The organism is Micromonospora sp. NPDC005686 (assembly GCF_042871665.1).
Lineage (GTDB): Bacteria > Actinomycetota > Actinomycetes > Mycobacteriales > Micromonosporaceae > Micromonospora.
Genome location: NZ_JBIAIY010000009.1, coordinates 212,444 through 233,058, shown reverse-complemented (window position 1 = coordinate 233,058; position 20,615 = coordinate 212,444). Strand labels below are relative to the sequence as shown.

The 20,615-nt window shown below is 72.3% G+C and carries 14 protein-coding genes; 11 read left to right on the top strand and 3 right to left on the bottom strand.

Going from position 1 to position 20,615, the window contains the following annotated elements; genetic code table 11:
* Positions 1-27 precede the first annotated feature (27 nt).
* On the bottom strand, positions 28-1,548 hold the full coding sequence (locus ACFYON_RS21565; RefSeq protein ID WP_387321006.1) for an FG-GAP-like repeat-containing protein: 1,521 nt from the start codon (positions 1,546-1,548) through the stop codon (positions 28-30).
* Positions 1,549-1,921: 373 nt separating this feature from the next.
* Between ACFYON_RS21565 and ACFYON_RS21560 the strand changes: the two genes are divergently transcribed.
* Genes ACFYON_RS21560 through ACFYON_RS21535 form a run of 6 tightly spaced genes read left to right on the top strand, consistent with a single transcriptional unit; the run spans position 1,922 to position 12,708 of the window.
* A complete protein-coding gene (locus tag ACFYON_RS21560) occupies positions 1,922-5,206 on the top strand; it encodes a DUF2961 domain-containing protein (protein ID WP_387321004.1) in 3,285 nt (1,094 codons plus the stop codon).
* On the top strand, positions 5,206-7,329 hold the full coding sequence (locus ACFYON_RS21555; RefSeq protein ID WP_387321002.1) for a family 43 glycosylhydrolase: 2,124 nt from the start codon (positions 5,206-5,208) through the stop codon (positions 7,327-7,329). The genes ACFYON_RS21560 and ACFYON_RS21555 overlap by 1 nt, the downstream gene beginning before the upstream one ends.
* Complete coding sequence (locus ACFYON_RS21550) at positions 7,326-8,924, top strand: sugar ABC transporter ATP-binding protein (RefSeq protein ID WP_387321000.1); 1,599 nt, start codon at positions 7,326-7,328, stop codon at positions 8,922-8,924. Before ACFYON_RS21555 ends, ACFYON_RS21550 begins: the two co-directional genes overlap by 4 nt.
* Complete coding sequence (locus ACFYON_RS21545) at positions 8,921-10,015, top strand: ABC transporter permease (protein WP_354874980.1); 1,095 nt, start codon at positions 8,921-8,923, stop codon at positions 10,013-10,015. The genes ACFYON_RS21550 and ACFYON_RS21545 overlap by 4 nt, the downstream gene beginning before the upstream one ends.
* A 28-nt stretch (positions 10,016-10,043) precedes the next feature.
* Entirely contained in the window at positions 10,044-11,036 is a 993-nt protein-coding gene (locus tag ACFYON_RS21540; protein WP_387320998.1) for a substrate-binding domain-containing protein, read from the top strand.
* Between the two features lie 37 nt (positions 11,037-11,073).
* The gene (locus ACFYON_RS21535; protein ID WP_387320996.1) at positions 11,074-12,708 is read left to right on the top strand and encodes a fucose isomerase; all 1,635 of its coding nucleotides are present in this window, start codon (positions 11,074-11,076) and stop codon (positions 12,706-12,708) included.
* On the opposite strand, the gene ACFYON_RS21530 is transcribed toward ACFYON_RS21535, so the two are convergent.
* The gene (locus tag ACFYON_RS21530; protein WP_354874974.1) at positions 12,698-13,756 is read right to left on the bottom strand and encodes a LacI family DNA-binding transcriptional regulator; all 1,059 of its coding nucleotides are present in this window, start codon (positions 13,754-13,756) and stop codon (positions 12,698-12,700) included. The two genes, ACFYON_RS21535 and ACFYON_RS21530, sit on opposite strands and share 11 nt — an antisense overlap.
* 301 nt (positions 13,757-14,057) lie before the next feature.
* Here ACFYON_RS21530 and ACFYON_RS21525 point away from each other — a divergent pair, with 301 nt between their 5' ends.
* Together ACFYON_RS21525 and ACFYON_RS21520 are read left to right on the top strand one after the other, a co-directional pair.
* On the top strand, positions 14,058-15,506 hold the full coding sequence (locus ACFYON_RS21525) for a VCBS repeat-containing protein (protein WP_354874972.1): 1,449 nt from the start codon (positions 14,058-14,060) through the stop codon (positions 15,504-15,506).
* A gap of 20 nt (positions 15,507-15,526) precedes the next feature.
* Positions 15,527-17,599 (top strand): N-acetylmuramoyl-L-alanine amidase, encoded by a 2,073-nt coding sequence (locus tag ACFYON_RS21520; RefSeq protein WP_387256888.1) that lies wholly within the window; start codon positions 15,527-15,529, stop codon positions 17,597-17,599.
* A gap of 59 nt (positions 17,600-17,658) precedes the next feature.
* Here ACFYON_RS21520 and ACFYON_RS21515 read toward each other — a convergent pair whose 3' ends face one another.
* Positions 17,659-18,582: a hypothetical protein gene (locus tag ACFYON_RS21515; RefSeq protein WP_355096488.1), complete on the bottom strand. Its 924-nt coding sequence runs from the start codon at positions 18,580-18,582 to the stop codon at positions 17,659-17,661.
* 146 nt (positions 18,583-18,728) lie between these two features.
* Here ACFYON_RS21515 and ACFYON_RS21510 point away from each other — a divergent pair, with 146 nt between their 5' ends.
* The 3 genes from ACFYON_RS21510 to ACFYON_RS21500 are packed head-to-tail and all read left to right on the top strand — an operon-like array spanning position 18,729 to position 20,574.
* Positions 18,729-19,067, top strand: a complete 339-nt coding sequence (locus ACFYON_RS21510; RefSeq protein ID WP_355096486.1) for a PadR family transcriptional regulator — start codon at positions 18,729-18,731, stop codon at positions 19,065-19,067.
* On the top strand, positions 19,064-19,891 hold the full coding sequence (locus ACFYON_RS21505) for an ATP-binding cassette domain-containing protein (protein WP_355096484.1): 828 nt from the start codon (positions 19,064-19,066) through the stop codon (positions 19,889-19,891). Before ACFYON_RS21510 ends, ACFYON_RS21505 begins: the two co-directional genes overlap by 4 nt.
* On the top strand, positions 19,888-20,574 hold the full coding sequence (locus tag ACFYON_RS21500; RefSeq protein WP_355096482.1) for a hypothetical protein: 687 nt from the start codon (positions 19,888-19,890) through the stop codon (positions 20,572-20,574). Before ACFYON_RS21505 ends, ACFYON_RS21500 begins: the two co-directional genes overlap by 4 nt.
* The last annotated feature ends 41 nt before the right edge of the window (positions 20,575-20,615 follow it).

The following is a 20,615-nucleotide window of genomic DNA, read 5'->3' as shown; positions in this document are numbered from 1 at the left end:
CTCCTGGGACTCGGTGACGTTCGGGGGTCAGAGGGTGGTTTCGCCGGTGAGGCCGAAGTAGTCGTGCCATTTGGTGGAGGGGTTGAAGGTGGTGCCGGTGGACAGGGCGACGTACACGTCGTTTGTGGTGTTTTTGGTGAAGACGATGAGGTCGTCTTTGCCGTCGCCGTTGGTGTCGCCGAGGTAGGGGAATTCGCCGGTGAGGCAGAAGAAGTCGTGCCATTTGACGGTGGTGCCGGTGAAGGTGGTGCCGGTGGAGGTGGCGGCGTAGACGTCGGCGTCGGGGTTGCAGGTGAAGGTGACGATGTCGTCTTTGCCGTCGCCGTTGATGTCGCCGACGCGGGGTTGTTCGGTGCCGACGGCGAACAGGTCGTGCCATTTCTGGGGTGGGCCGAAGGTGGTGCCGGTGGACAGGGCGACGATGACGTCGGATGCGGAGGCGGGGCCTTGGGTGAAGGTGATGATGTCGTCCTTGCCGTCGCCGTTGACGTCGCCGAGGGCGGGAAACTCCCCCGCGATGGAGAAGTAGTCGTGCCATTTGACGGCGGTGCCGGTGAAGCCGGTGCCGGTGGACAGGGCGACGTAGACGTCGGCGTTGGTGTCGTGGGTGAAGGTGATGATGTCGTCGCGGCCGTCGCCGTTGACGTCGCCGATGGCGGGGACTTCGGTGCCGGGGGCGAACCAGTCGTGCCATTTGGTGGAGGGGGCGAAGCTGGTGCCGGTGGACAGGGCGACGTAGACGTCGGCGTCGGTGCCGTGGGTGAACACGATGGCGTCGTCGCGTCCGTCGCCGTTGACGTCTCCGGTCAGGGGGGTTTCTCCGGACAAGGCGAACCAGTCGTGCCATTTCACCGACGTACCCGCGAACGACGAACCCGTCGAGGTGGCGACGTAGGCGTCGGCCAGCGAACCGTGGGTGAACGCGACCACGTCGTCACGGCCGTCACCGGTGAAGTCGGTGGGCGACCCACCGAAATACCGGGCCGGCGTCGGTGACGGCGTGCCGCAGTTGTCGCTGACCAGGAACCTCTGGTTGTACTGCCCCGGATACGGCGCGAGCGAGACCCCGTTTATCGAGATGACCTGCCCGACGCCGTCGTAGAGCTGCTCGTAGTGCACGTGCGCGCCGGAGGAGTTGCCGGTGCTGCCGGTGATCCCGATCTGCTGCCCCTGCTGCACGTAGGCGCCGTCGGGCACCGAATAGGCGCTGAGATGGAAGTAGTAGGTGGTCCACCCGCCGCCGTGGTCGATGACGATGTAGTTGCCGGCGCCGCTGGGCTGCGAGTAGCGCCGGGCGACCCCGGCGGCGGACGCCACCTGGGGCGTACCGCCGGTGGTGCCGTCGCTGCGGACGAAGTCCAGTGCCTGCCGTACCTCGGCGCTGTGGTGGCTGTACGTCCACCGCTGCCCGCAGGGGAACGGCGCCTTGAAGTTCGGCGCCGCCATCGCCGGTGACGGGGTGGCCGTCACCGCGGTGAGGGTGGCGGCGGCCAGGGTGAGCAGCGCGACGAGGGCGCGCCGGGCGGCACGTTTCGGGAACCTGGACATGCGGTGACTCCTCACCGGAGGGGATGCACGGTCGGAAGCGGCGCGTGGGCACGTCGGGGCAGGGGCCGGTGCCGCGATGGGCGCGGGCCCTGACAGGTCACGTCGGAGGAGGCGGCGTCTCGTCCCGATCGGCGGGACGGGCGGCGCTGAGGAGAAGTGAAACCGCACGCTTCGGCGTCTGTCAATACCCGCCGGGGTGGCTCGGCCGGTGGAAAACTTCCTTCACCGTCGGCTCGGCGGGGCGCGGGCCGCCCGACCGGGGGACCGGCCGGGGAAAGCCGGACCGGAGGTATTGACAACCGTGGAAGTCTGGCAGTTAACTCCCCAGCAATCGATTTCTCGTCGCTCGCACGGCCGCTCGGAAGGGACACCGATGAGGCTTCGCATCCCCCGTTGGGCCGGCGCCGCAGCAGTCGCGCTGCTGGCCGTGGCCGTGCCCGCGACCTCGTCCGCCGCCACACCGGCCGCCGCGCCGGCGCTCGCCCCCGCCCTCGCCGTCGCCGACGACAAGGGCCCGGTCGGCTGGGACGCCTACCGGCGGCTCGACCGCCTGCCGGAGCTGGCCGCCGGCACCCGTACGCACCAGTTCTCCAGCTTCGGCCGCGACGGCTCCAACGACGACGGCTTCGTCGGCACCTGGTCCTGCCTGCGCCGCAGCGACGGCTGCGTGATCGCCGAGGCGCGCGGCCCCGGCGAGGTGCAGTCCATCTGGTTCACCCGCGACGACGGCAACGTCCGGGCCACCGGCTGGATCCGCGTCGAACTCGACGGCGTCGTCGTCGTCCAGGCCGACCTCCAGGCCCTGGTGGACGGGCGCCTCGGCAGCCCCTTCGTCGCGCCCCTCGTCAGCACCGCCGACCAGACCTCCGGCGGCGTCACGGTCAAGGTGCCGATGCCGTACCGGGAGTCCATGCGGATCACCACGCAGAACAACCCGCTCTTCCACCACGTCACCTACCGCACCTTCGCCGACGCGGCCGGGGTGTCCCGGTTCGACCCGGCCGACCCGGCCGCCGACGTGGTCGCCCTGCTGCGCGCCGCCGGCACCCGAGACCCGAAGCCCGCTCAGGCCGGCGCCTCCACCACCCGCGCGGCGGTCACCGCCCCGGCGCGGGGGCAGGTGTCAGTCGCCGCCCTGACCGGGCCGCGGGCGATCACCGCGCTGCAGCTGCGCGTACCCGACGCCGCGGCCGGCGCCCCGACGCTCGCCGGACTGCGCCTGCGGATGACCTTCGACGGGCGGACCACCGTGGACAGCCCGGTCGGTGAGTTCTTCGGCGGCGGGCTGGGCGAGCGCAGCGTCCGGTCGCTGATGTTCGCCATGGACCCCGCGCCCGGCGGCTGGTACAGCGCCTGGTGGCCGATGCCGTTCCGCACCGCCGTCGCCCTGACGCTCGTCAACACGACCGGCACCACCGTCGGCGGCGTCGAGGTCGAGGTGACCTCGGCACCCGGCGCCGAGTGGACGTCCCGGCTCGCCGCCGACGGCAGCTCCGGCTACTTCACCACCCAGTCGCGGCGCGCGGAGACGGTCGGCGGTGCCGACTGGATCATCGCCGACCAGTCCGGGCGGGGCCGGTTCGTGGGCGTCTCGCAGACCATGCGCGGCCACATCGTCGGCGGCAACACCCGCAACTACCTGGAGGGCGACGAGCGGGTGTACGTGGACGGGTCGCCGACACCGCAGATCCACGGCACCGGCACCGAGGACTTCTACGAGTCGGGGTGGTACTTCAACCGCGGCGAGTACAGCGGCGTCTTCACCGGCAACACCGCGCACCTGGTACGCGGCGGCGGATGCGCCGACGAGTGCGACGCCGCGTACCGGCTGATGATCGGCGACGCGGTCGCGTACGGCGCCGCGCTGCGCTTCGGCATCGAGCACGGACCGGCGAACGACATGCCGGCCGAGTACGCCTCGACCGCGTTCCTCTACACCCAGCGCACCGTGACCACGCGCCGGACCGACACCCTCGTCACCGGCGACGCCGCCAGCCGCGCCGCGCACGCCTACAGCGACTCGGCGGCCACCCAGACCACGCTCACCGCGAGCTTCGAGGGCGACGACGACAACCTCCCGCAGACCGGCCAGGTCCGCGCCACGTCGGCCCCGGTCCGCTTCCGGCTCGCGATCGACCCGGCCAACCAGGGAGTACGGCTGCGCCGCCACGGCGACCAGGCCGGCGGCTACCAGCAGGCGGCCGTGTCGGTGGACGGCAACCCGGCCGGGGTGTGGATCCAGCCGCTGGGCAACGACAGGCAACGCTGGCTGGCCGACGAGTTCGTGCTGCCCGCGGCGCTGACGGCGGGCCGGTCCTCGGTCACCGTCCAGCTCGCCCCGGCGGCCGGCGCGCCGCCCTGGACCGCCGCCCGGTACCTGGCCGACAGCATGGTGACGCCGTTCACCGACACCGCCGCCCCGGCGCCGGTCGCCGGCCTCGCCCTGGCCGGCGGGCGCGTGCACGCGCTGGGCCTGTCCTGGTCCCCGTCCACCGACGACGTCGGTGTCGTCTCCTACCGGGTCTACGCGTCCCCGAACCCGGGGGTGACCGTCACCGCCGCCAACCTGGCCGGTACGACGCGCGTCACCGCGTTCCGGCACGGGCCGCTGCCCGCCGGCCAGACCCGCTACTACCGGGTCGTGGCAGTCGACGGGTCGGGCAACGCCGCGGCACCGTCGGCCGAGGTGTCCGCCACCACCCGGGGCCGCAACACGAGCGACGCAAACGGCGACCGGCGTGACGACGCTGTCGACTTCACCCGCGGCGGCGCCGCCGACGTGTTCACATCGCTGTCCGACGGCACCCGTTTCGTGCCGGACAGCCGGCCGTGGAACGACTTCTTCGCCGTCGACGCGGAGGTGCCGCTCACCGGCGACGTCAACGGCGACGGCCGCGCCGACATCATCACCTTCACCCGGGGCGACAGCGCCGACGTGTACGTCGGCCTCTCCACCGGCACCGGCTACACCGCCGGAGCGAAATGGCACGACTTCTTCGCCGTCGGCGCCGAGATCCCCGCCGTCGGCGACGTCAACGGCGACGGGCGTACCGACATCATCACCTTCACCCGCGGCGCGGCGGCCGACGTCTACGTGGCGCTCTCCACCGGCTCGGGCTTCGGACCCGGGGTCAAGTGGCACGACCACTTCGCCCTCGGCGACGAGTTCCCGGCGGTGGGCGACGTGGACGGCGACGGCCGCGACGACATCCTGACGTTCACCAGGGGTACGACCGGCGACGTGTTCGTGTCGCTGTCCGACGGCACCCGCTTCGTGGAGGACGGCTGGAAGTGGCACGACCACTTCGCCCTCGGCGGCGAGCTGCCGGCGGTGGGCGACGTGGACGGCGACGGCCGCGACGACGTCGTCACGTTCACCAGAGGCACGACCGGCGACGTGTTCGTGTCGCTGTCCGACGGCACCCGCTTCGTGCAGGACTCCTGGAAGTGGCACGACCACTTCGCCTTCGGCGACGAGTTACCAGGGTTGGGGGACTTCACCGGCGACGGACGCGCCGACGTGGTGACGTTCACCCGAGGGCTCACCGCCGACGTGTTCGTCTCGCCCTCCACCGGCGGTGAATTCGGGCCGCCGGGCGACCGCTGGCACGACCAGTTCGCCCCCGGCGCCGACCTGCCCCGCCCGAGCGTGTCGTGATGCGCGCCCGACGTGTGCTCGCGGTGCTCCTGCTCGGGGCGGCCCTGGCCGCCGTCCCGGCCGCGCCGGCCCCGGCCGACGACCCGGTACGCCTCGAAGCCGAGTCCCTCGCCGTCGTCTCCGCGACCGCCCCGGCCGAGGCGCAGGCCGACTGCTGCGGGGTGAGCTGGTCCGGCGGACGGCAACTGTGGTTCCGCGCCGGCCGGGCCGGGGACTCGGTGACGCTCACCCTGCCGTCGGTGCCGGCCGGACAGTACGACCTCGGTGCCGTGCTCACCCGCGCCGGCGACTACGGGATGCTGCGCTTCGCCGTCGACGGGGTGGCGGTCGGCCAGCTCTTCGACGGGTACGCGGGCGCGGTGCAGCGTACCGGCGCCGTGCCGCTGGGCTCGGCGTCCCTGTCGACCGGCACGCACCGCCTCACGGTCACCGTGACCGGCCGCGCCGGGCCCTCGACCGGCTTCTTCGCCGGGCTGGACACGGTGACGCTGCGCCGCGTCGGCCCGCTGGCGGCGGTCACCACCACCCCGTACGAGACGCTCGGTGAGACACCGGCGCGGGGCGGGTCCACCCGCGTCTACGACCCGAGCGCGGGCGAGTCGACGACCTGGTACTACAACGACCACACGCTGGTGCGGCACCAGCAGACCGGCGTGTGGCACCTGTTCGGCATCACCCACGCCGAACCCGGAGCGCCGCAGGACGAGAAGGTCTTCGGGCACGCCACCGCGCCCACCCCGACCGGCCCGTGGACGAAACGGCCGGTGGCGCTGACCGCCGACCCGGGGGCCGGGGAGCAGTGGATCTGGGCCCCGCACGTGATCCACCACAACGGCGTCTACTACATGTTCTACGCCGCCGGGAACCCGGACTACGCCCGGTACCGCATGCACCTGGCCACCTCGACCGACCTGTTCACCTGGACCCGCAGCTCCGCCAACCCGCTGTTCACCGACGGGTGGGAGGGCCGCGACCCGATGGTGACCCGGGTGGGCGACCGCTGGGTCATGTACTACACGGCCACGTCCAGCCCGTCCGGCGGCAACCACGTCGTGGCGTACCGGACCAGCACCGACCTGCGGTCGTGGAGCGCGCGCGCGATCGCGTACACCTCGCCGCAGACCGGCCGGGCGGGCGGGCAGACCGAGTCGCCGTTCGTGGTGCGCCGGGGCGACTGGTGGTACCTCTTCGTCTGCTGCGACGGCACCGACTACGGCGCCGCGTACCGGCGCACGGCCGTCTACCGCAGCCGCGACCCGCTGCGCTTCGACGGCGCGGAGAAGGTGACGGTGCTGGACGCGCACGCCGCCGAGGTCGTGGTGGACGGCTCGAACTGGTACCTGACCCACGCGGGCTGGGGCCAGGGCGGGCTGTGGCTGGCGCCGCTGACCTGGTCGACCGGCGTGGTGGCGCGCGGCTGGACGGTGACCACCGGTTTCCTCCGCGCCGACGTGCGGACCTGGCCCAGCGCCCGGATCGCCGCGCTGGCGGTGGACCCGGCCGGGGCGGGCAACTACCGGCCCGCGCTGGACTCGTCGCACCGGGGCACCGGGCCGTACCTCGCCGTCGGCCGGTTCGACGTGACCGACCGGGCCGGCGCCCCGGCCCGGGTCGACGTGTCGGCCGACGGCTCCCGGATCAACCTGGTCGGCATCCCGTTCGGCGACGAGCCGGTCACCGCCGACTGGCTGCTCACCGTCGCGCCCCGGTGGACCGGCCCCGCGTTGCAGAGCGACGTCACCTGGTCGGTGAACGGGTGGCCGACAGCGGCGGTGTGGGAGGTGGCGTTCAACATCGACGGCGCGTCCCCGGCGGTCGGCGATCCGGCCGTGGAGGCGCGGCCGACAGGTGACGTCACCGGGATGCCGCGCTGGACGATGAGCACCGGCGACGGGCTCTCGGTGGTCGCTGTGCACCGGTGGGGCTCGGCCTGGCGCGGCGACAACACCTGGTACGACGCCGGCCACGCGATGGCGGCCTGGCAGCCGTTGTGGCGCGACGGCGGCCTGTCCTGGGCGCCCGGCCAGTACGCGGGCGGCACCTGGCGCCTCACCGCGAGCGGGGTCCGGCGGGACGTGACGTCCGCCGACGCCGCACACGCCGCGATCAACGCGATCCCATGACGGGCGCGGGCATCGGCGACGCGCCGCACCGGAACGGCCGGGTGGTCGTCGCCGCGACCGGCGTGGCCAAGCGGTTCGGCGGCGTGACCGCCCTCGACGGCGTCGACTTCGACGTCCGGGCCGGCGAGGTGCACGCGCTGCTCGGCGAGAACGGCGCGGGCAAGTCCACCCTGATCAACATCCTCTCCGGTGTCGTCACCGACTACGACGGAGAGGTCACCGTCGACGGGGCGCCGGTACGGTTCACCGGGCCCGCCGCCGCCCAGGCTGCCGGCATCGCGACCATCCACCAGGAACTCGACCTGGTGCCCGGGCTGTCGGTCGCCGACAACCTGGTGCTCGGGCGGGAACCCCGGACCCGGCTGCGCACGCTCGACCGGCGGGCCGCGGCCCGTACCGCGCGCGAGCACCTCGGCCGGCTCGGCGCCGACATCGACCCGCGCCGCCCGGTCGGCTCGCTGCGCGTGGGGGAGCAGCAACTCGTCGAGATCGCCAAGGCGCTCGCCCTGGACGCCCGCGTGCTGGTCATGGACGAGCCGACGGCCGCCCTCGCCGACGGGGAGGTACAGCGGCTGTTCACCACCATCGACGGCCTGCGCCGCCGGGGCGTCGGCGTCGTCTACATCTCCCACCGGATGGAGGAGATCGAGGTCGTCGCCGACCGCGCGACGGTGCTGCGCAACGGCTCGGTCGCCGGTGTCGTACCCGCCGGGCGGATGGACCGGCGGCGGATCGTCGCGATGATGGTCGGCGAACGGGCCACCTCGCTGTTCGCGCCCGCGCCGGGCGACGCGGCCGGCCGCCCCGGTGGGCGGGGCGAGCCGCTGCTCGAACTCGCCGGCCTGGCCGTGCGTCCCCGCTCGCCCCGGCCCGGCCGCTGCGAGCCGGACGGCATCAGCCTGACCGTACGGGCCGGGGAGATCGTCGGGCTGGCCGGCCTCATGGGCGCCGGCCGTACCGAGCTGCTGGAGACGCTCTTCGGCGCCGGACCCGTCGGCCTCCGTACCGGCACGGTCCGGCTGGCCGGCCGCCCGTACGCTCCGCGCGGCCCCCGCGCGGCGCTGCGCGCCGGCGTCGGCTTCGTCCCCGAGGACCGGCGCCGCTCCGCGCTCGTCCTGGCACACCCGGTCGGCCGCAGCATCGTGCTGGCCGCACTCGCCCGGCTGACCACGGCCGGAATCGTCAGACGTGGCCGGGAGCGGGCCGCGGTCGCGCGGTCGGTCGCCGACCTGGCGATCAAGACCGCGTCGGCGGCCACCCCGGTCGGCGCGCTCTCCGGCGGCAACCAGCAGAAGGTCGTCTTCGCCCGGCACCTGCTCACCGAACCCCGGCTGCTCCTGCTGGACGAGCCGACCCGCGGCGTCGACATCGGAGCGAAGGCAGAGATCTACCGGCTGCTGCGCCGGCTCGCCGACGACGGCGTGGGCATCCTGCTCGCCTCCTCGGAGCTGCCGGAGCTGCTCGGCGTCTGCGACCGGGTGGTGGTGCTGCGCCGCGGGCGGGCCGTGGCCGACCGCGTCACCGGCGGCTGCACCGGCGAGGACATCCTCGCGGCGGCGATGGGCGGCCCGGCCGCCGGAAGGGACGCCCGATGACCGACACCCGCGTGCCGCCGCCCGAGCCGGCCGTGGCCGAGGCGCCGCCCGCCGCCGGTACGGTCGGGTTGCGTGGCGCCGCCGCCCGCTGGCTGCGCCGGCCACGCAGCCGCCGGGAACTCGTCGACCGGCTGTTCGCGGTGCAGAGCCTGTTCGCGCTGCCCGTGGTCTTCGTCGTGGCGATCCTCGCCTCACCGCGCCGGGACGGCGAGATCCTCTTCCTCACCGCCGGCAACCTCGGCAACATCGTCCGCGCGGTCTCCGAGATCGGCATCATCGCGATCGGGATGACCTTCGTCGTCCTGCTGGGCGGCATCGACCTGTCGGTCGGGGCGATCCTCGGCCTCGCGGCCGTCGGCACGGCGACCCTCATGGTCGACTCCGGGCTCGGCATCCTGCCCGCCGTCGCCGCAGTGCTCGCGATCGGCGCGCTCTTCGGCGCGCTCCAGGGATACGCCGTGGCCCGCCTCGGCATCCAGTCCTTCATCGTCACGCTCGCCGGTCTCCAGGTCGCGCGGGGCATCGCCCGGATCTGGTCCGGCGGCCTCGGCGTCCCGATCGCCTACGGCGACGGACCGCAGGAGGCGCCGCCCGCCTTCGAGCTGCTCAACGGCTCGATAAACGGGGTGCTCCCGGTGCCGGCGGTGCTGTTCGTGCTGATCGGGGTGGCCGCTGTGGTGGTGCTGCGGACGACGGCGTTCGCCCGGCACGTCTACGCGATCGGCGGCAACGAGAAGGCGGCCCGGCTCTCCGGCGTACCCGTGACCCGGGTCAAGGTCGCCGTCTTCGCCGTCGCCGGCCTCCTGGCGGCGGTGGCCGGCGTCGTGCACGCCGGACAGCTCAACCAGGGCAGCCCGAACGACGGCGCCGGATACGAGCTGGACGCGATCGCCGCCGTCGTCATCGGCGGCACCAGCCTGGCCGGCGGCTCCGGCTCGATGGGCGGCACGCTGGCCGGCGCGCTGCTGCTCGGCATCCTGAACAACATCCTCGCGCTCAACAACATCGACGCCAACGTCCAACTGCTGATCAAAGGACTGGTGATCGTGCTCGCGGCGGCGTTGCAGAAGCTGCGTCGCGGCCTCGCCTGACCGGACCGACACCCCGAGGAGCCATCCCGTGGAGAAGCGAACCAGACTGCTCGCGCTGCTGGTCACCGGCGCGCTGGCGGTGACCGGATGCAGCGTGGAGAAACCGTCCGACGACGCCGGGCAGGCCCGTGCCTGCGGCGCCGGCAAGGACTTCCTGATCGGCATGTCCCAGGCCAACAACGCCGAGCCGTACCGGCAGGTGATGAACAACGACGTGCAGACGGCGGCGAAGTCGGTGCCCGGGTTCCGCGTCGTGGTCTCCGACGCGGCGCAGGACAACAGCAAGCAGGTCGCCGACGTGGAGAACTTCCTCACCCAGAAGATCAACCTGCTGGTCATCTCGCCCAACGAGGCCAAGCCGCTCACCGCCGTGGTGAAGAAGGCGTACGACCAGGGCGTGCCGGTGATCGTGCTGGACCGCAAGGTCGAGGGGGAGGCGTACACCGCGTTCGTCGGCGGCGACAACGTGGCGATCGGCAGGGCGGCCGGCGAGTTCTACGCCACGACGCTGCTGCCGGACGGCGGCAAGGTGATCGAGATCGCCGGGCTGCCCGGCTCGACACCCGCCGCCGAGCGCGCGCAGGGCTTCCGCGACGGCATCGCCGCCAATCCGAAGATCCAGATCGTCGCCTCCCAGCCCGGCGACTGGCTGCGGGAGAAGGGCCAGTCGGTGGCGGACGCGCTGATCAAGGCCCACCCGGACGTGTCGGCGATCTACGCGCACAACGATCCGATGGCCGAGGGCGCCTACCTGGCCGCGAAGTCGGCGGGCGCCGAGCGTCGGATCAAGTTCACCGGCATCGACGCGCTGCCGGTGCCCTCCGGTGGGATCAAGGCCGTCGAGCAGGGCCGCCTCGCCGCCACGTTCCAGTACGCCACCGGCGGCCGGGAGGCGGTCGAGCTGGCCCGGAAGATCCTCGTCGACTGCGCCGAGGACGTCCCGCGCAGCACCACGCTGGACACCATGCGGATCACCGAGGAGAACGCCACCGAGGCGTACGCGAAGTTCGGCGGCCGCTGAGCGCCCTGTCCCGTCCCGCCGACCGAGGGAGCTGTCCGTGACCCGTTACACCCTGCCCGTGCCGGTCGAGCGCCCGGCCGCCCCACCCCGCACCGTCTACACGGTGGCCAGCGGCGACCTGCGGCTGAGCGCCAACGTCACCTGCTGGCCCGTACAACGGCAGCTCGAAGCGGACCTCGCCGCCGCCGTCACCGCGCTGGGCTGGCAGGTGCGGCGCGGGCACGACGTCGACCCGGTCACCGGCCACGGCTTCATCGACAGCCAGCGCGCCGGGATCGAGGTGTTCCGGCGCATCCCGGCGGACGTGCCGCTGATCGTGGTCGAGGCGGTCTGGCAGTACAGCCACCACGTGCTGGCCGGGCTGCGCGCCCACCGCGGGCCGATCCTGCTGGTGGCGAACTGGAGCGGGCAGCACCCCGGCCTGGTGGGCCTGCTCAACCTCGCCGGCAGCCTCACCAAGGCGGGGGTGCGGTACTCGACGCTGTGGAGTGAGGACTTCACCGACGAGTGGGCACGCGACGGCCTGAAGAAGTGGCTGGAGACCGGCGAGGTCGTGCACGACGAGAGCCACGTACGCCCGCTGCCGGCGCTGCGGCCGGACGCGGAGGTCGAACTCGGCGTGGCGCTGGCCCGGCAGCTCGTCGCCGAGCGGGCCGTCATCGGCGTCTTCGACGAGGGCTGCATGGGCATGTACAACGCCATCATCGACGACGAGTTGCTCAACCCGATCGGCGTGTTCAAGGAACGCCTCTCGCAGAGCGCGCTGGTGGCGGAGATGGCGCGGGTGCCCGACGCCGAGGCGGAGGCGGTGCTCGCCTGGCTGGAGGCGGCCGGGATGACGTTCCACACCGGTGTCGACGAGGCCACCGAGCTGACCCGGGCCCAGCTGCTGAGCCAGTGCCGGATGTACGTCGCCGCGCTGCGCATCGCCGACGACTTCGGGCTGGACGCGGTGGGGATCCAATACCAGCAGGGACTCAAGGACACCGTGCCGGCCAGCGACCTGGCCGAAGGGCTGCTGAACAACGTGGCACGCCCGCCGGTGACCAGCCGGGACGGCTCCCGGGAGCTGTACCCGGGTGCGGCACTGCCGCACTTCAACGAGGTCGACGAGGGCGTCGCGGTGGACTCGCTGATCACCAACCGGATCTGGACCGCGATGGAGCTGGACCCGGCGACCACGCTGCACGACATCCGCTGGGGACAGCGGTACGGCGAGCACTTCGTCTGGGTCTTCGAGATCTCCGGCTCGGTGCCCGCGTCGCACAACGGCGGCTACGACAGGTCCTACAGCATGCGTCAGCCGCCGATGTACTTCCCGCTCGGCGGTGGCACGCTCAGCGGCGTGTCGAAGCCGGGGGAGATCGTCTGGTCGCGGGTGTTCCTGATGGACGGCGGCCTGCACGTGGACCTGGGGCGCGGCACGGTGGTGGAGCTGCCCGAGGCGGAGACCCGGCGGCGGCTGGACGCCACCACCCCGCAGTGGCCGATCATGCACGCCGTGCTGCACGGCGTGGACCGTGACCAGTTGATGGCCCGGCACAAGGCCAACCACGTGAACGTCGTCTACGCCCCGGACGCCGTGACCGCCGACCGCGCCCTACGGGTCAAGGCCGCCTTCTTCGCCGAGCTGGGCGTACGCGTGCACCTGTGCGGGGAGGTCACGATCTGAGCGAGCCGGCGGCCGCGCCGCGCGGGCGAGGCCGGTCGGCGGCGCGACCCTCGGCCGACCGGGCGGAGCTCTCGCGTACCCGCAACTCGGTGTGGAGCACCACGGTCGAGGGCGCCTTGACCGGGTCGGCGATCCGCTCGACGAGCAGCGTGGCCGCGGTACGTCCGAGGTCGTAGGTGGGCTGCGCGACGGTGCTCAGCGACGGCCGGACCAGGTGCGCCCACGGGATGTCGTCGAACCCGACGATGCCGAACCGGTCGGGCACACCGATGCCGTTGTCGACCAGGCACTCGACGGCGCCCACAGTCATCAGGTTGTTCGCCGCGAACACCGCGTCGGGCGGCTCACCGGCCTCCAGCAGCGACGCCATCGCCCGGTAGCCGCCCTCCTCGCGGAAGTCGGCGTACCGGATCAGCTCCTCGCCGGCGGGACACCCGCTCGCCTTCAGCGCCCGCTGGTAGCCCCGCAACCGCTGCATGGCGGTGGAGATCCGGCGTGGCCCGGTGATGCAGGCGATTCGCCGGTAGCCGGCGTCCACCAGGTGCGCGGTCGCCTGCTCGGCGCCGTGGGTGTTGTCCACGAGCACGGTGTCCACCGCGACGCCGCGCGGTTGCCTGTCGATCGCGACGACCGGGATGCCGGCCTGCACCAGCCGGTTGATCAGCGCCGGCCTCCCGGAGGAGGAGATGATCACGCCGGCCATCCGTTCGGCCAGGGCCGCCGCGACGTAGCGCGCCTCCTTCTCCGGGTCCTCGTCGCCGTTGCACAGCACGACCGAGAAGCCGGCCTCCTGCGCGACGTCCTCGACGCCTCGGACCATCGAGGTGAAGAACGGGTTCCCGATGTCGGAGATGATGACCGCCCAGAGGCTGGTCCGGCTACGGCGCAGACTGCGGGCGACAGCGTTCGGGCGGTAGTCGAGGTCCTGCGCGGCTTGGCGGACCCGGGCGGCCATCTCGGGGTCGACCGAGGGCCGTCCGTTGAGGACGCGGGAGACGGTCGCGGGGGACACTCCCGCGCGACGCGCCACGTCGTAGATGGTCGTCATCGCCGCTCCCGTCGTCCGTCGCCGGGTCTGGTCCGGCCGGCCATGGCGGTCTGCCCGTCGGACCGTGACCCACCGGAGGGAGACCGCCACCGCGGGAGATCGCTCGGAATCCTATACCCGTCAAGCAATCGATTTCCGGCCGGGCGTGCCCGTCCTTCCAGCGGTCCATGCCGCCGCTATTGACATCGACATCGATGACTACGACACTCGTCAGCAATCGATTTCTCGGGCCCGCGCCGCCTGGTCACCCCGGTTGGCGGGCAACCTTCCGGTCCTTCCTCCGACACCCCCGAGGAGCACGGTGAGACGAACTCCGCTGGCGATGCTCGTCGCGCTCTGCACGGCCGTGGCGGCCGTCGCAGTCGGCGCGCCCGCGGCCGCCGTACCGATGGACACGCTGGCCTGCCCGTCCGTTCCGGCCACCCACGACCCCGCCGTCACCGTGATCGTCTACCGGGTGGCCCTGTCGTACAACGCAAACGACAAGGTGATGCTCTCCACCTTCGAGGCGGGCTGGGTCGAGTCCCACATGAACAACCTGCCCTGCGGCGACAAGTCGAGCCTCGGGGTGTTCCAGCAGCGCTGGGACTACGGGTGGGGCACCCCGGAGCAGATCATGGACCCGGTCTACGCCACCCAGCAGTACGTCACCCGCGCCATCACCTGCGACCGCAACAACCCCGGCTACACCGCCGGGCAGGTCGCGCAGTGCGTCCAGCGGTCGGGCTTCCCGGACCGGTACGACCAGGCGGCGGGGACGGCGCGGTCGCTGCTCAACCAGGCCTCGCGTACGCACGGCATGGCCGGCGGGTCGTCGACCGACGTCAACGGCGACGGCCGCGACGACGTCCTCACCTTCACCCAGAACGCCTCCGCCGACGTCTACGCGAGCACCTCCACCGGCACCGGCTTCGCGGGAACGTCGGTGAAGTGGAACGACTTCTTCTCCATCGGCGGGGAGACCGCGTCGACAGGTGACGTGAACGGGGACGGGCGCGACGACATCGTCACGTTCGCGCACGGAAACACCGGCGACGTGTACGTGGCGCTGTCGAACGGATCGGCGTTCACGTCGCCGGGCAGGTGGCACGACTGGTTCGCCCCCGGCGCGGAGATCGCCGCGGTCGGTGACGTCAACGGCGACGGCAGGGACGACATCGTCGCGTTCACCCACAACGCGACGGCGGACGTGTACGTGGCGTTGTCGACCGGCACATCGTTCGCGGGCACGGCGGTGAAGTGGCACGACTACTTCTCGATCGCCGGAGAGTTTCCCGCCCTCGGCGACGTCAACGGCGACGGCCGCGACGACATCATCACCTTCACCCAGGGCCCCGCGTCGGCCGCGGACGTGATCGTCGCCCTGTCGACGGGCAGTGGCTTCGGGGCGCCGCAGAAGTGGCACGACCTGTTCGCCGTCGGCGCCGAGCAGCCCCGGGTGGGCGACATCAACGGCGACGGACGCGACGACATCGTCACCTTCACCTGCAACGCCGACGCCGACGTCTACGCCGCCACCTCCACCGGCACCACCTTCGCCGGCACCACCGTCAAGTGGCACGACTTCTTCTGCCTGCCCGGCGAATTCCCCTACCTGGGCGACGCCAACGGCGACGGCAAAGACGACCTCATCGTCTTCACCAAGGGCGCCACGAACGACGTCTACGTCGCGCTGTCCACCGGCACCACCTTCGGTCCCTCCAGCAAGTGGCACGACTATTTCGGCCTCACCGGTGAGGTGACGCTGTGACCTCAGGATGGGAGGCCCCCGTGGCCGGAACACGACGGAGACGGCGGCGCGCCGGCGTCGCCCTGCTGGCCGCGGCGCTCGTCGGCGCGGTCGCGGTTCAGCCGGCGTCCGCGACCGCGACGCCGCCGGCCCGCACCGCGCTGGACGCGGCCTTCGTGCGGGCGGCACAGGAGTACGACGTGCCCCGGGACGTGCTCGTCGCTGTCGGTTACGGCGAGTCCCGCCTGGACGCGCACGGCGGCAAGCCGAGCCAGGCCAACGGCTACGGGGTGATGCATCTGGTCAGCAACCCCGCCCAGCACAGCCTGGAACGCGCGGCGGCGTTGACCGGCGAGCCGGTGGCACGCCTGAGGACCGTCACGCCGGTGAACATCCGTGGCGGCGCGGCGGTGCTGCGGGAACTGGCCGACGCGGAGGGCTTGACCGCGCGCGACCGGGACCGGGTCACCGCCTGGTATCCGGTGGTGGCGAGGTACGGCGGCGGGGCCGACGACGCCACCGCCCGGCTGTACGCGGACGGCATCTACGAGCTGGTGCAGCAGGGCATTCCGGGCGCGGTGGCGGTGCGGGCGTACCGGGTGGAGCCGGAGCGGGGCCGCTTCGCCACTGTGGCCCCGGCCGGCTCCCCGTCCCGTACGCTCGCCGCCGCCGTGCCGGAGTACCCGGCGGCGCGGTGGGTGGCCGCGAACGGCGCGAACTACGGCGTGGGCCGGTCCAGCCGGATCACCACCGTGATCCTGCACGTCACCCAGGGCTCGTACGCCGGCACGATCAGCTGGTTCCAGAACCCGTCAGCGGGGGTCAGCGCACACTACGTGGTGAAGTCCAGCAGCGGCGAGATCACCCAGATGGTCCGCGAGGGCGACACCGCGTACCACGCCCGGTCCGGCAACGCCTACGGCGTCGGCATCGAGCACGAGGGGTACGTCGACAACCCGGCCTGGTTCACCGATGCGATGTACCGCTCCTCGGCCGCGCTGACCCGTTACCTGTGCGACAAGTACGGCATCCCGAAGAACCGCACCGGCATCAAGGGGCACAACGAGATCCCGGGCAACGACCACACCGACCCGGGGCCGAACTGGAACTGGAACTACTACCTCTCACTGGTGAACCAGGGTGGCGGAGGATCGGCCGCCCGGTATTTCGGTGGGTCGCCCACCGATTTCACCGGTGACGGCCGTGACGACGTGGTCGCGTTCACCCACGGCCCGCTCGCCGACGCGTATGTGGCGACGTCGACGGGTTCGTCGTTCGCGGGCACGTCGGTGAAATGGCACGACTGGTTCGCCCTGTCCGGAGAAACACCGTTGACCGGAGACGCCGACGGCGACGGACGCGACGACGCCATCGTGTTCACCCACGGCACCGACGCCGACGTCTACGTCGCCCTGTCCACCGGCACCAGCTTCGCCCCCTCCACCAAATGGCACGACTGGTTCGCCCCCGGCACCGAAGTCCCCGCCATCGGCGACGTCAACGGCGACGGCCGCGACGACATCATCACCTTCACCCACGACACCAACGCCGACGTCTACGTCGCCCTGTCCACCGGCACCGGCTTCACCGGCACCGCCGTCAAATGGCACGACTACTTCTCCATCGCGGGGGAGTTTCCCGCCCTCGGCGACGTCAACGGCGACGGCAAGGACGACATCATCACCTTCACCCAAGGCCCCGCGTCGGCATCCGACGTCATCGTCGCCCTGTCCACCGGCACCTCCTTCGGCCCACCACAAAAATGGCACGACCTGTTCGCCGTCGGCACCGAACAACCCCGCGTCGGCGACATCAACGGCGACGGACGCGACGACATCGTCACCTTCACCTGCAACCCCGACGCCGACGTCTACGCCGCCACCTCCACCGGCACCACCTTCACCGGCACCACCATCAAATGGCACGACCACTTCTGCCTCACCGGCGAATTCCCCTACCTCGGCGACACCAACGGCGACGGCAAAGACGACCTCATCGTCTTCACCAAAAACACCACAAACGACATCTACGTCGCCCTCTCCACCGGCACCACCTTCAACCCCTCCACCAAATGGCACGACTACTTCGGCCTCACCGGCGAAACCACCCTCTGACAGCCGACAGGAAGCGACGCCGGCCCCGATCGGGGCCGGCGTCGCTCGTCGTCGTCCGCCTACCGCTTCACCAAGTTCCGCAGCGCACCGAGGATCGACCGGTGGCTGACCTCGGCGTAGATCTTCTTGTCCAGGCCGTACAGGACCACGTACGGGCACTGCTGGTCGTCACCGCCCATGGTCTTGTCCAGCAGCTTGCGGCCGGTCGCCACCTCGTACACGCGTAGCTGGTAGGTGGCCTTCAGCAGCGTCAGCGTGTCCGGCTTCGGGTCGTCGTAGCGGCACTTGCGGATCGTCGCGCCGGTGCTCGTGCGGTCCAGGCAGGCGACCATCTGCACGGTCTTCAGGTCCTCCGACGCCCAGGTCCGTTCCACCCGCTTCGACAGGCCCTCGTCGTAGTAGTAGACCCGGTCGTGCCGGCGGTCCGTGCCCAGGTCGGTGCCGACGAGCAGCGCCACCGGATGCGGCGCGGCACCGGTGCGCTTCGGCGACTGCGGGTAGTAGAAGACCCCGTCGCACACGTTGTTCAGATCGGAGATCTGCGCCGCCGGGAAGTCGCTGGGCTGGGGCCCGCGCGTCGACGGCTCCGTGCCCGCTGTCGCTCCCGGAGCGGGTGTCGCGCCGGACGACTGCCAGGGGGTCACCGGCGGTGCGGCCGGCTGCGGCTCGGCCGCCTGACGCTCGGAGGAACGCAGTAGGAACGCCCCGACGACCAGGCCCGAGCAGGCCACCAGCAGCAGGACGCTCAGTGCCGCGACGGCGATGACCAGGCCGCGGTTGCGGCCCCCGGGCGACGGCGGGCCGGGCGGCGGGTACGGCCCGAACGGCGGACCCGCCGCGGGCGGCCCGTAGCTCGGGCCCGCATGGGATGGCGGGCCGAGAGCGGCGGGAGGCTCGCCGGCCGGCGGCATCCAGGCGTTCTCCGGGCGCTGTTCCGCGTCCCCAGTCGCTTCCTGACCCGATCCGGCCCCCGTGTCGGACATGCGCGTTCCCCCGTCGAACCCGTGTGGAGCGCGCAACTTATCAGGATCGGCGCACCGGAGATGCCCGTACTAGATGGTTGCGCCACCTAGGTAGCGGCGCTACTGTTTTCGTCCGTGATCGTCTCATCGGGACACTGCGGAGCGGTATGAACCAGGAACGGCGGGCGCAGTGGCTGCGCGGGGTGCTCGACCTCTGCGTGCTCGCGCTGCTGAGCCGGGGCGAGTCCTACGGCTACGAACTGTCCCAGGCGTTGCGGGCCCACGGGCTGGGCGCCGTGCAGGGCGGCACCCTCTACCCGGTGCTGCTGCGGTTGCAGCGCTCCGGCCTGCTCACCGCGCACTGGCGGGAGGGCGGGACCGGCCCTGCGAGGAAGTACTACCGGATCAGCCCGGCCGGCAGCGTGGTCCTGCGCGAGGCCGCGACCGACTGGAGCGCCTTCGCGTCGAGCGTGGGCGGGATACTGAGCGAGGAGCCGAAGCGGTGAACCACAACCTCTGGCTCGCCGCCCTGACCGGCGAGCTGCGCCGGCACGGGGTGGGGCCCGATCTGACCGGTCACGTCGTCGCCGAGGCGGCCACCCACCTGCTCGACAGCGGAGAATCGCCGCTGCGGGTCTTCGGCGCGCCGGAGGCGTACGCGCAGGCGGTGGTCGACAGCCTCGGCGGTCCCGACGTACGCCCGCCGCGCCGTCAACCGGGACCGGTGCGGCTCAGGGCCCGGGGCATCACCAAGCGCTACCGGGGGCGGACCGTCCTGGACCGGGTCGACCTGACCGTCCGAGCGGGGGAGATCGCGGCGGTGGTCGGTGCCAACGGCGCCGGCAAGAGCACGTTCCTGCGCATCTGCGCCGGCCTGCTGAGCCCGGATGCGGGAACCGTCGAGGTCGACGGCACGCTCGGCTACTGCCCGCAGGACGGTGGCACCGCCGAGTTCCTCAGCCCCGACGAGCACTTCGTGCTGATCGGCGCCGGCAGAGGGCTGGGCCGTACGGCCGCCCGGCGGGCCGGTCGCGCGGAGGCGGCCGGGCTGGAGTGGACGCCGCCGAGACGCACCCAGGCGCGGCACCTCTCCGGTGGCACCCGGCAGAAGCTCAACCTGGTGCTGGCCCGGCTCGGCGAGCCGGACGTGCTGCTCCTCGACGAGCCCTACCAGGGTTTCGACAGGGGGACGTACCTCGACTTCTGGCACGAGGTGTGGCGCTGGCGCGACGCGGGCAAGGCCGTCGTGGTCGTCACGCACCTGCTCAACCAGCTCGACCGGGTCGACGTCGTGCTCGACCTGGCGATGCTCGGGGAGCGTGAGGCATGAGCCGGACCCTCGTGGTGGCCGAAGCCGCCCTGCGCGAGCTGCTGCGCCGCCGTACCGTGCTGGTCATCCTGCTGCTGATGCCGCTGGCCTTCTACCTGAGCCGCCGCGGCGACTTTCTCGGGCAGTCGATCCGCTTCGTCTGTCTCGGCCTGGCCTGGGCGCTCAGCACCGCCGCGCTGTTCGCGGGCAGCGCGGCGCGGGGCATGGAACCGCGCCTGCGGCTCTCCGGCTACGGCAGCCGGCACCTGGTGCTCGGCCGGCTGCTCGCCCTCTGGACCGTCGGCGTGCTGCTCTCCACCCCGTACTTCCTGCTCGTCCTGGCCGACCAGCGCGACGTGCGGTACGGCGCGATCGCGCTGATCATGGCGCTGACCGTGTTCGTGTCGGTGCCGTTCGGGCTGCTGCTGAGCGCCGTGCTGCCGCGCGAGCTGGAGGGCACGCTGGTGCTGCTGACCGTCGTCGGCCTCCAGATGGTGATGGACCCGGCGGGCAGCGCCACCCGCGCGTTGCCGTTCTGGTTCAGCCGCGAGCTCGCCACGTACGCCGTCGACCACACCGACGGCGGCTACCTCACCCGCGGCCTCACCCACGGGCTGGTCTTCGCTGTCGCGCTCACGCTGCTGGTCGTGGCGGCCGCCGCGGTGCGGCTGCGACAGCGGCGGCACCTGCGGCTCGCGACCTGACCTCGGCGGCGGCGGACGAAACCCGGTCGCCGGGCGTGGCA

Excerpts from the sequence above, each read along its gene's own strand:
- ACFYON_RS21565 (WP_387321006.1), bottom strand. The coding sequence starts at position 1,548 with ATGTCCAGGTTCCCGAAACGTGCCGCCCGGCGCGCCCTCGTCGCGCTG.
- ACFYON_RS21560 (WP_387321004.1), top strand. The coding sequence starts at position 1,922 with ATGAGGCTTCGCATCCCCCGTTGGGCCGGCGCCGCAGCAGTCGCGCTG.
- ACFYON_RS21555 (WP_387321002.1), top strand. The coding sequence starts at position 5,206 with ATGCGCGCCCGACGTGTGCTCGCGGTGCTCCTGCTCGGGGCGGCCCTG.
- ACFYON_RS21550 (WP_387321000.1), top strand. The coding sequence starts at position 7,326 with ATGACGGGCGCGGGCATCGGCGACGCGCCGCACCGGAACGGCCGGGTG.
- ACFYON_RS21545 (WP_354874980.1), top strand. The coding sequence starts at position 8,921 with ATGACCGACACCCGCGTGCCGCCGCCCGAGCCGGCCGTGGCCGAGGCG.
- ACFYON_RS21530 (WP_354874974.1), bottom strand. The coding sequence starts at position 13,756 with ATGACGACCATCTACGACGTGGCGCGTCGCGCGGGAGTGTCCCCCGCG.
- ACFYON_RS21515 (WP_355096488.1), bottom strand. The coding sequence starts at position 18,582 with ATGTCCGACACGGGGGCCGGATCGGGTCAGGAAGCGACTGGGGACGCG.
- ACFYON_RS21510 (WP_355096486.1), top strand. The coding sequence starts at position 18,729 with ATGAACCAGGAACGGCGGGCGCAGTGGCTGCGCGGGGTGCTCGACCTC.
- ACFYON_RS21500 (WP_355096482.1), top strand. The coding sequence starts at position 19,888 with ATGAGCCGGACCCTCGTGGTGGCCGAAGCCGCCCTGCGCGAGCTGCTG.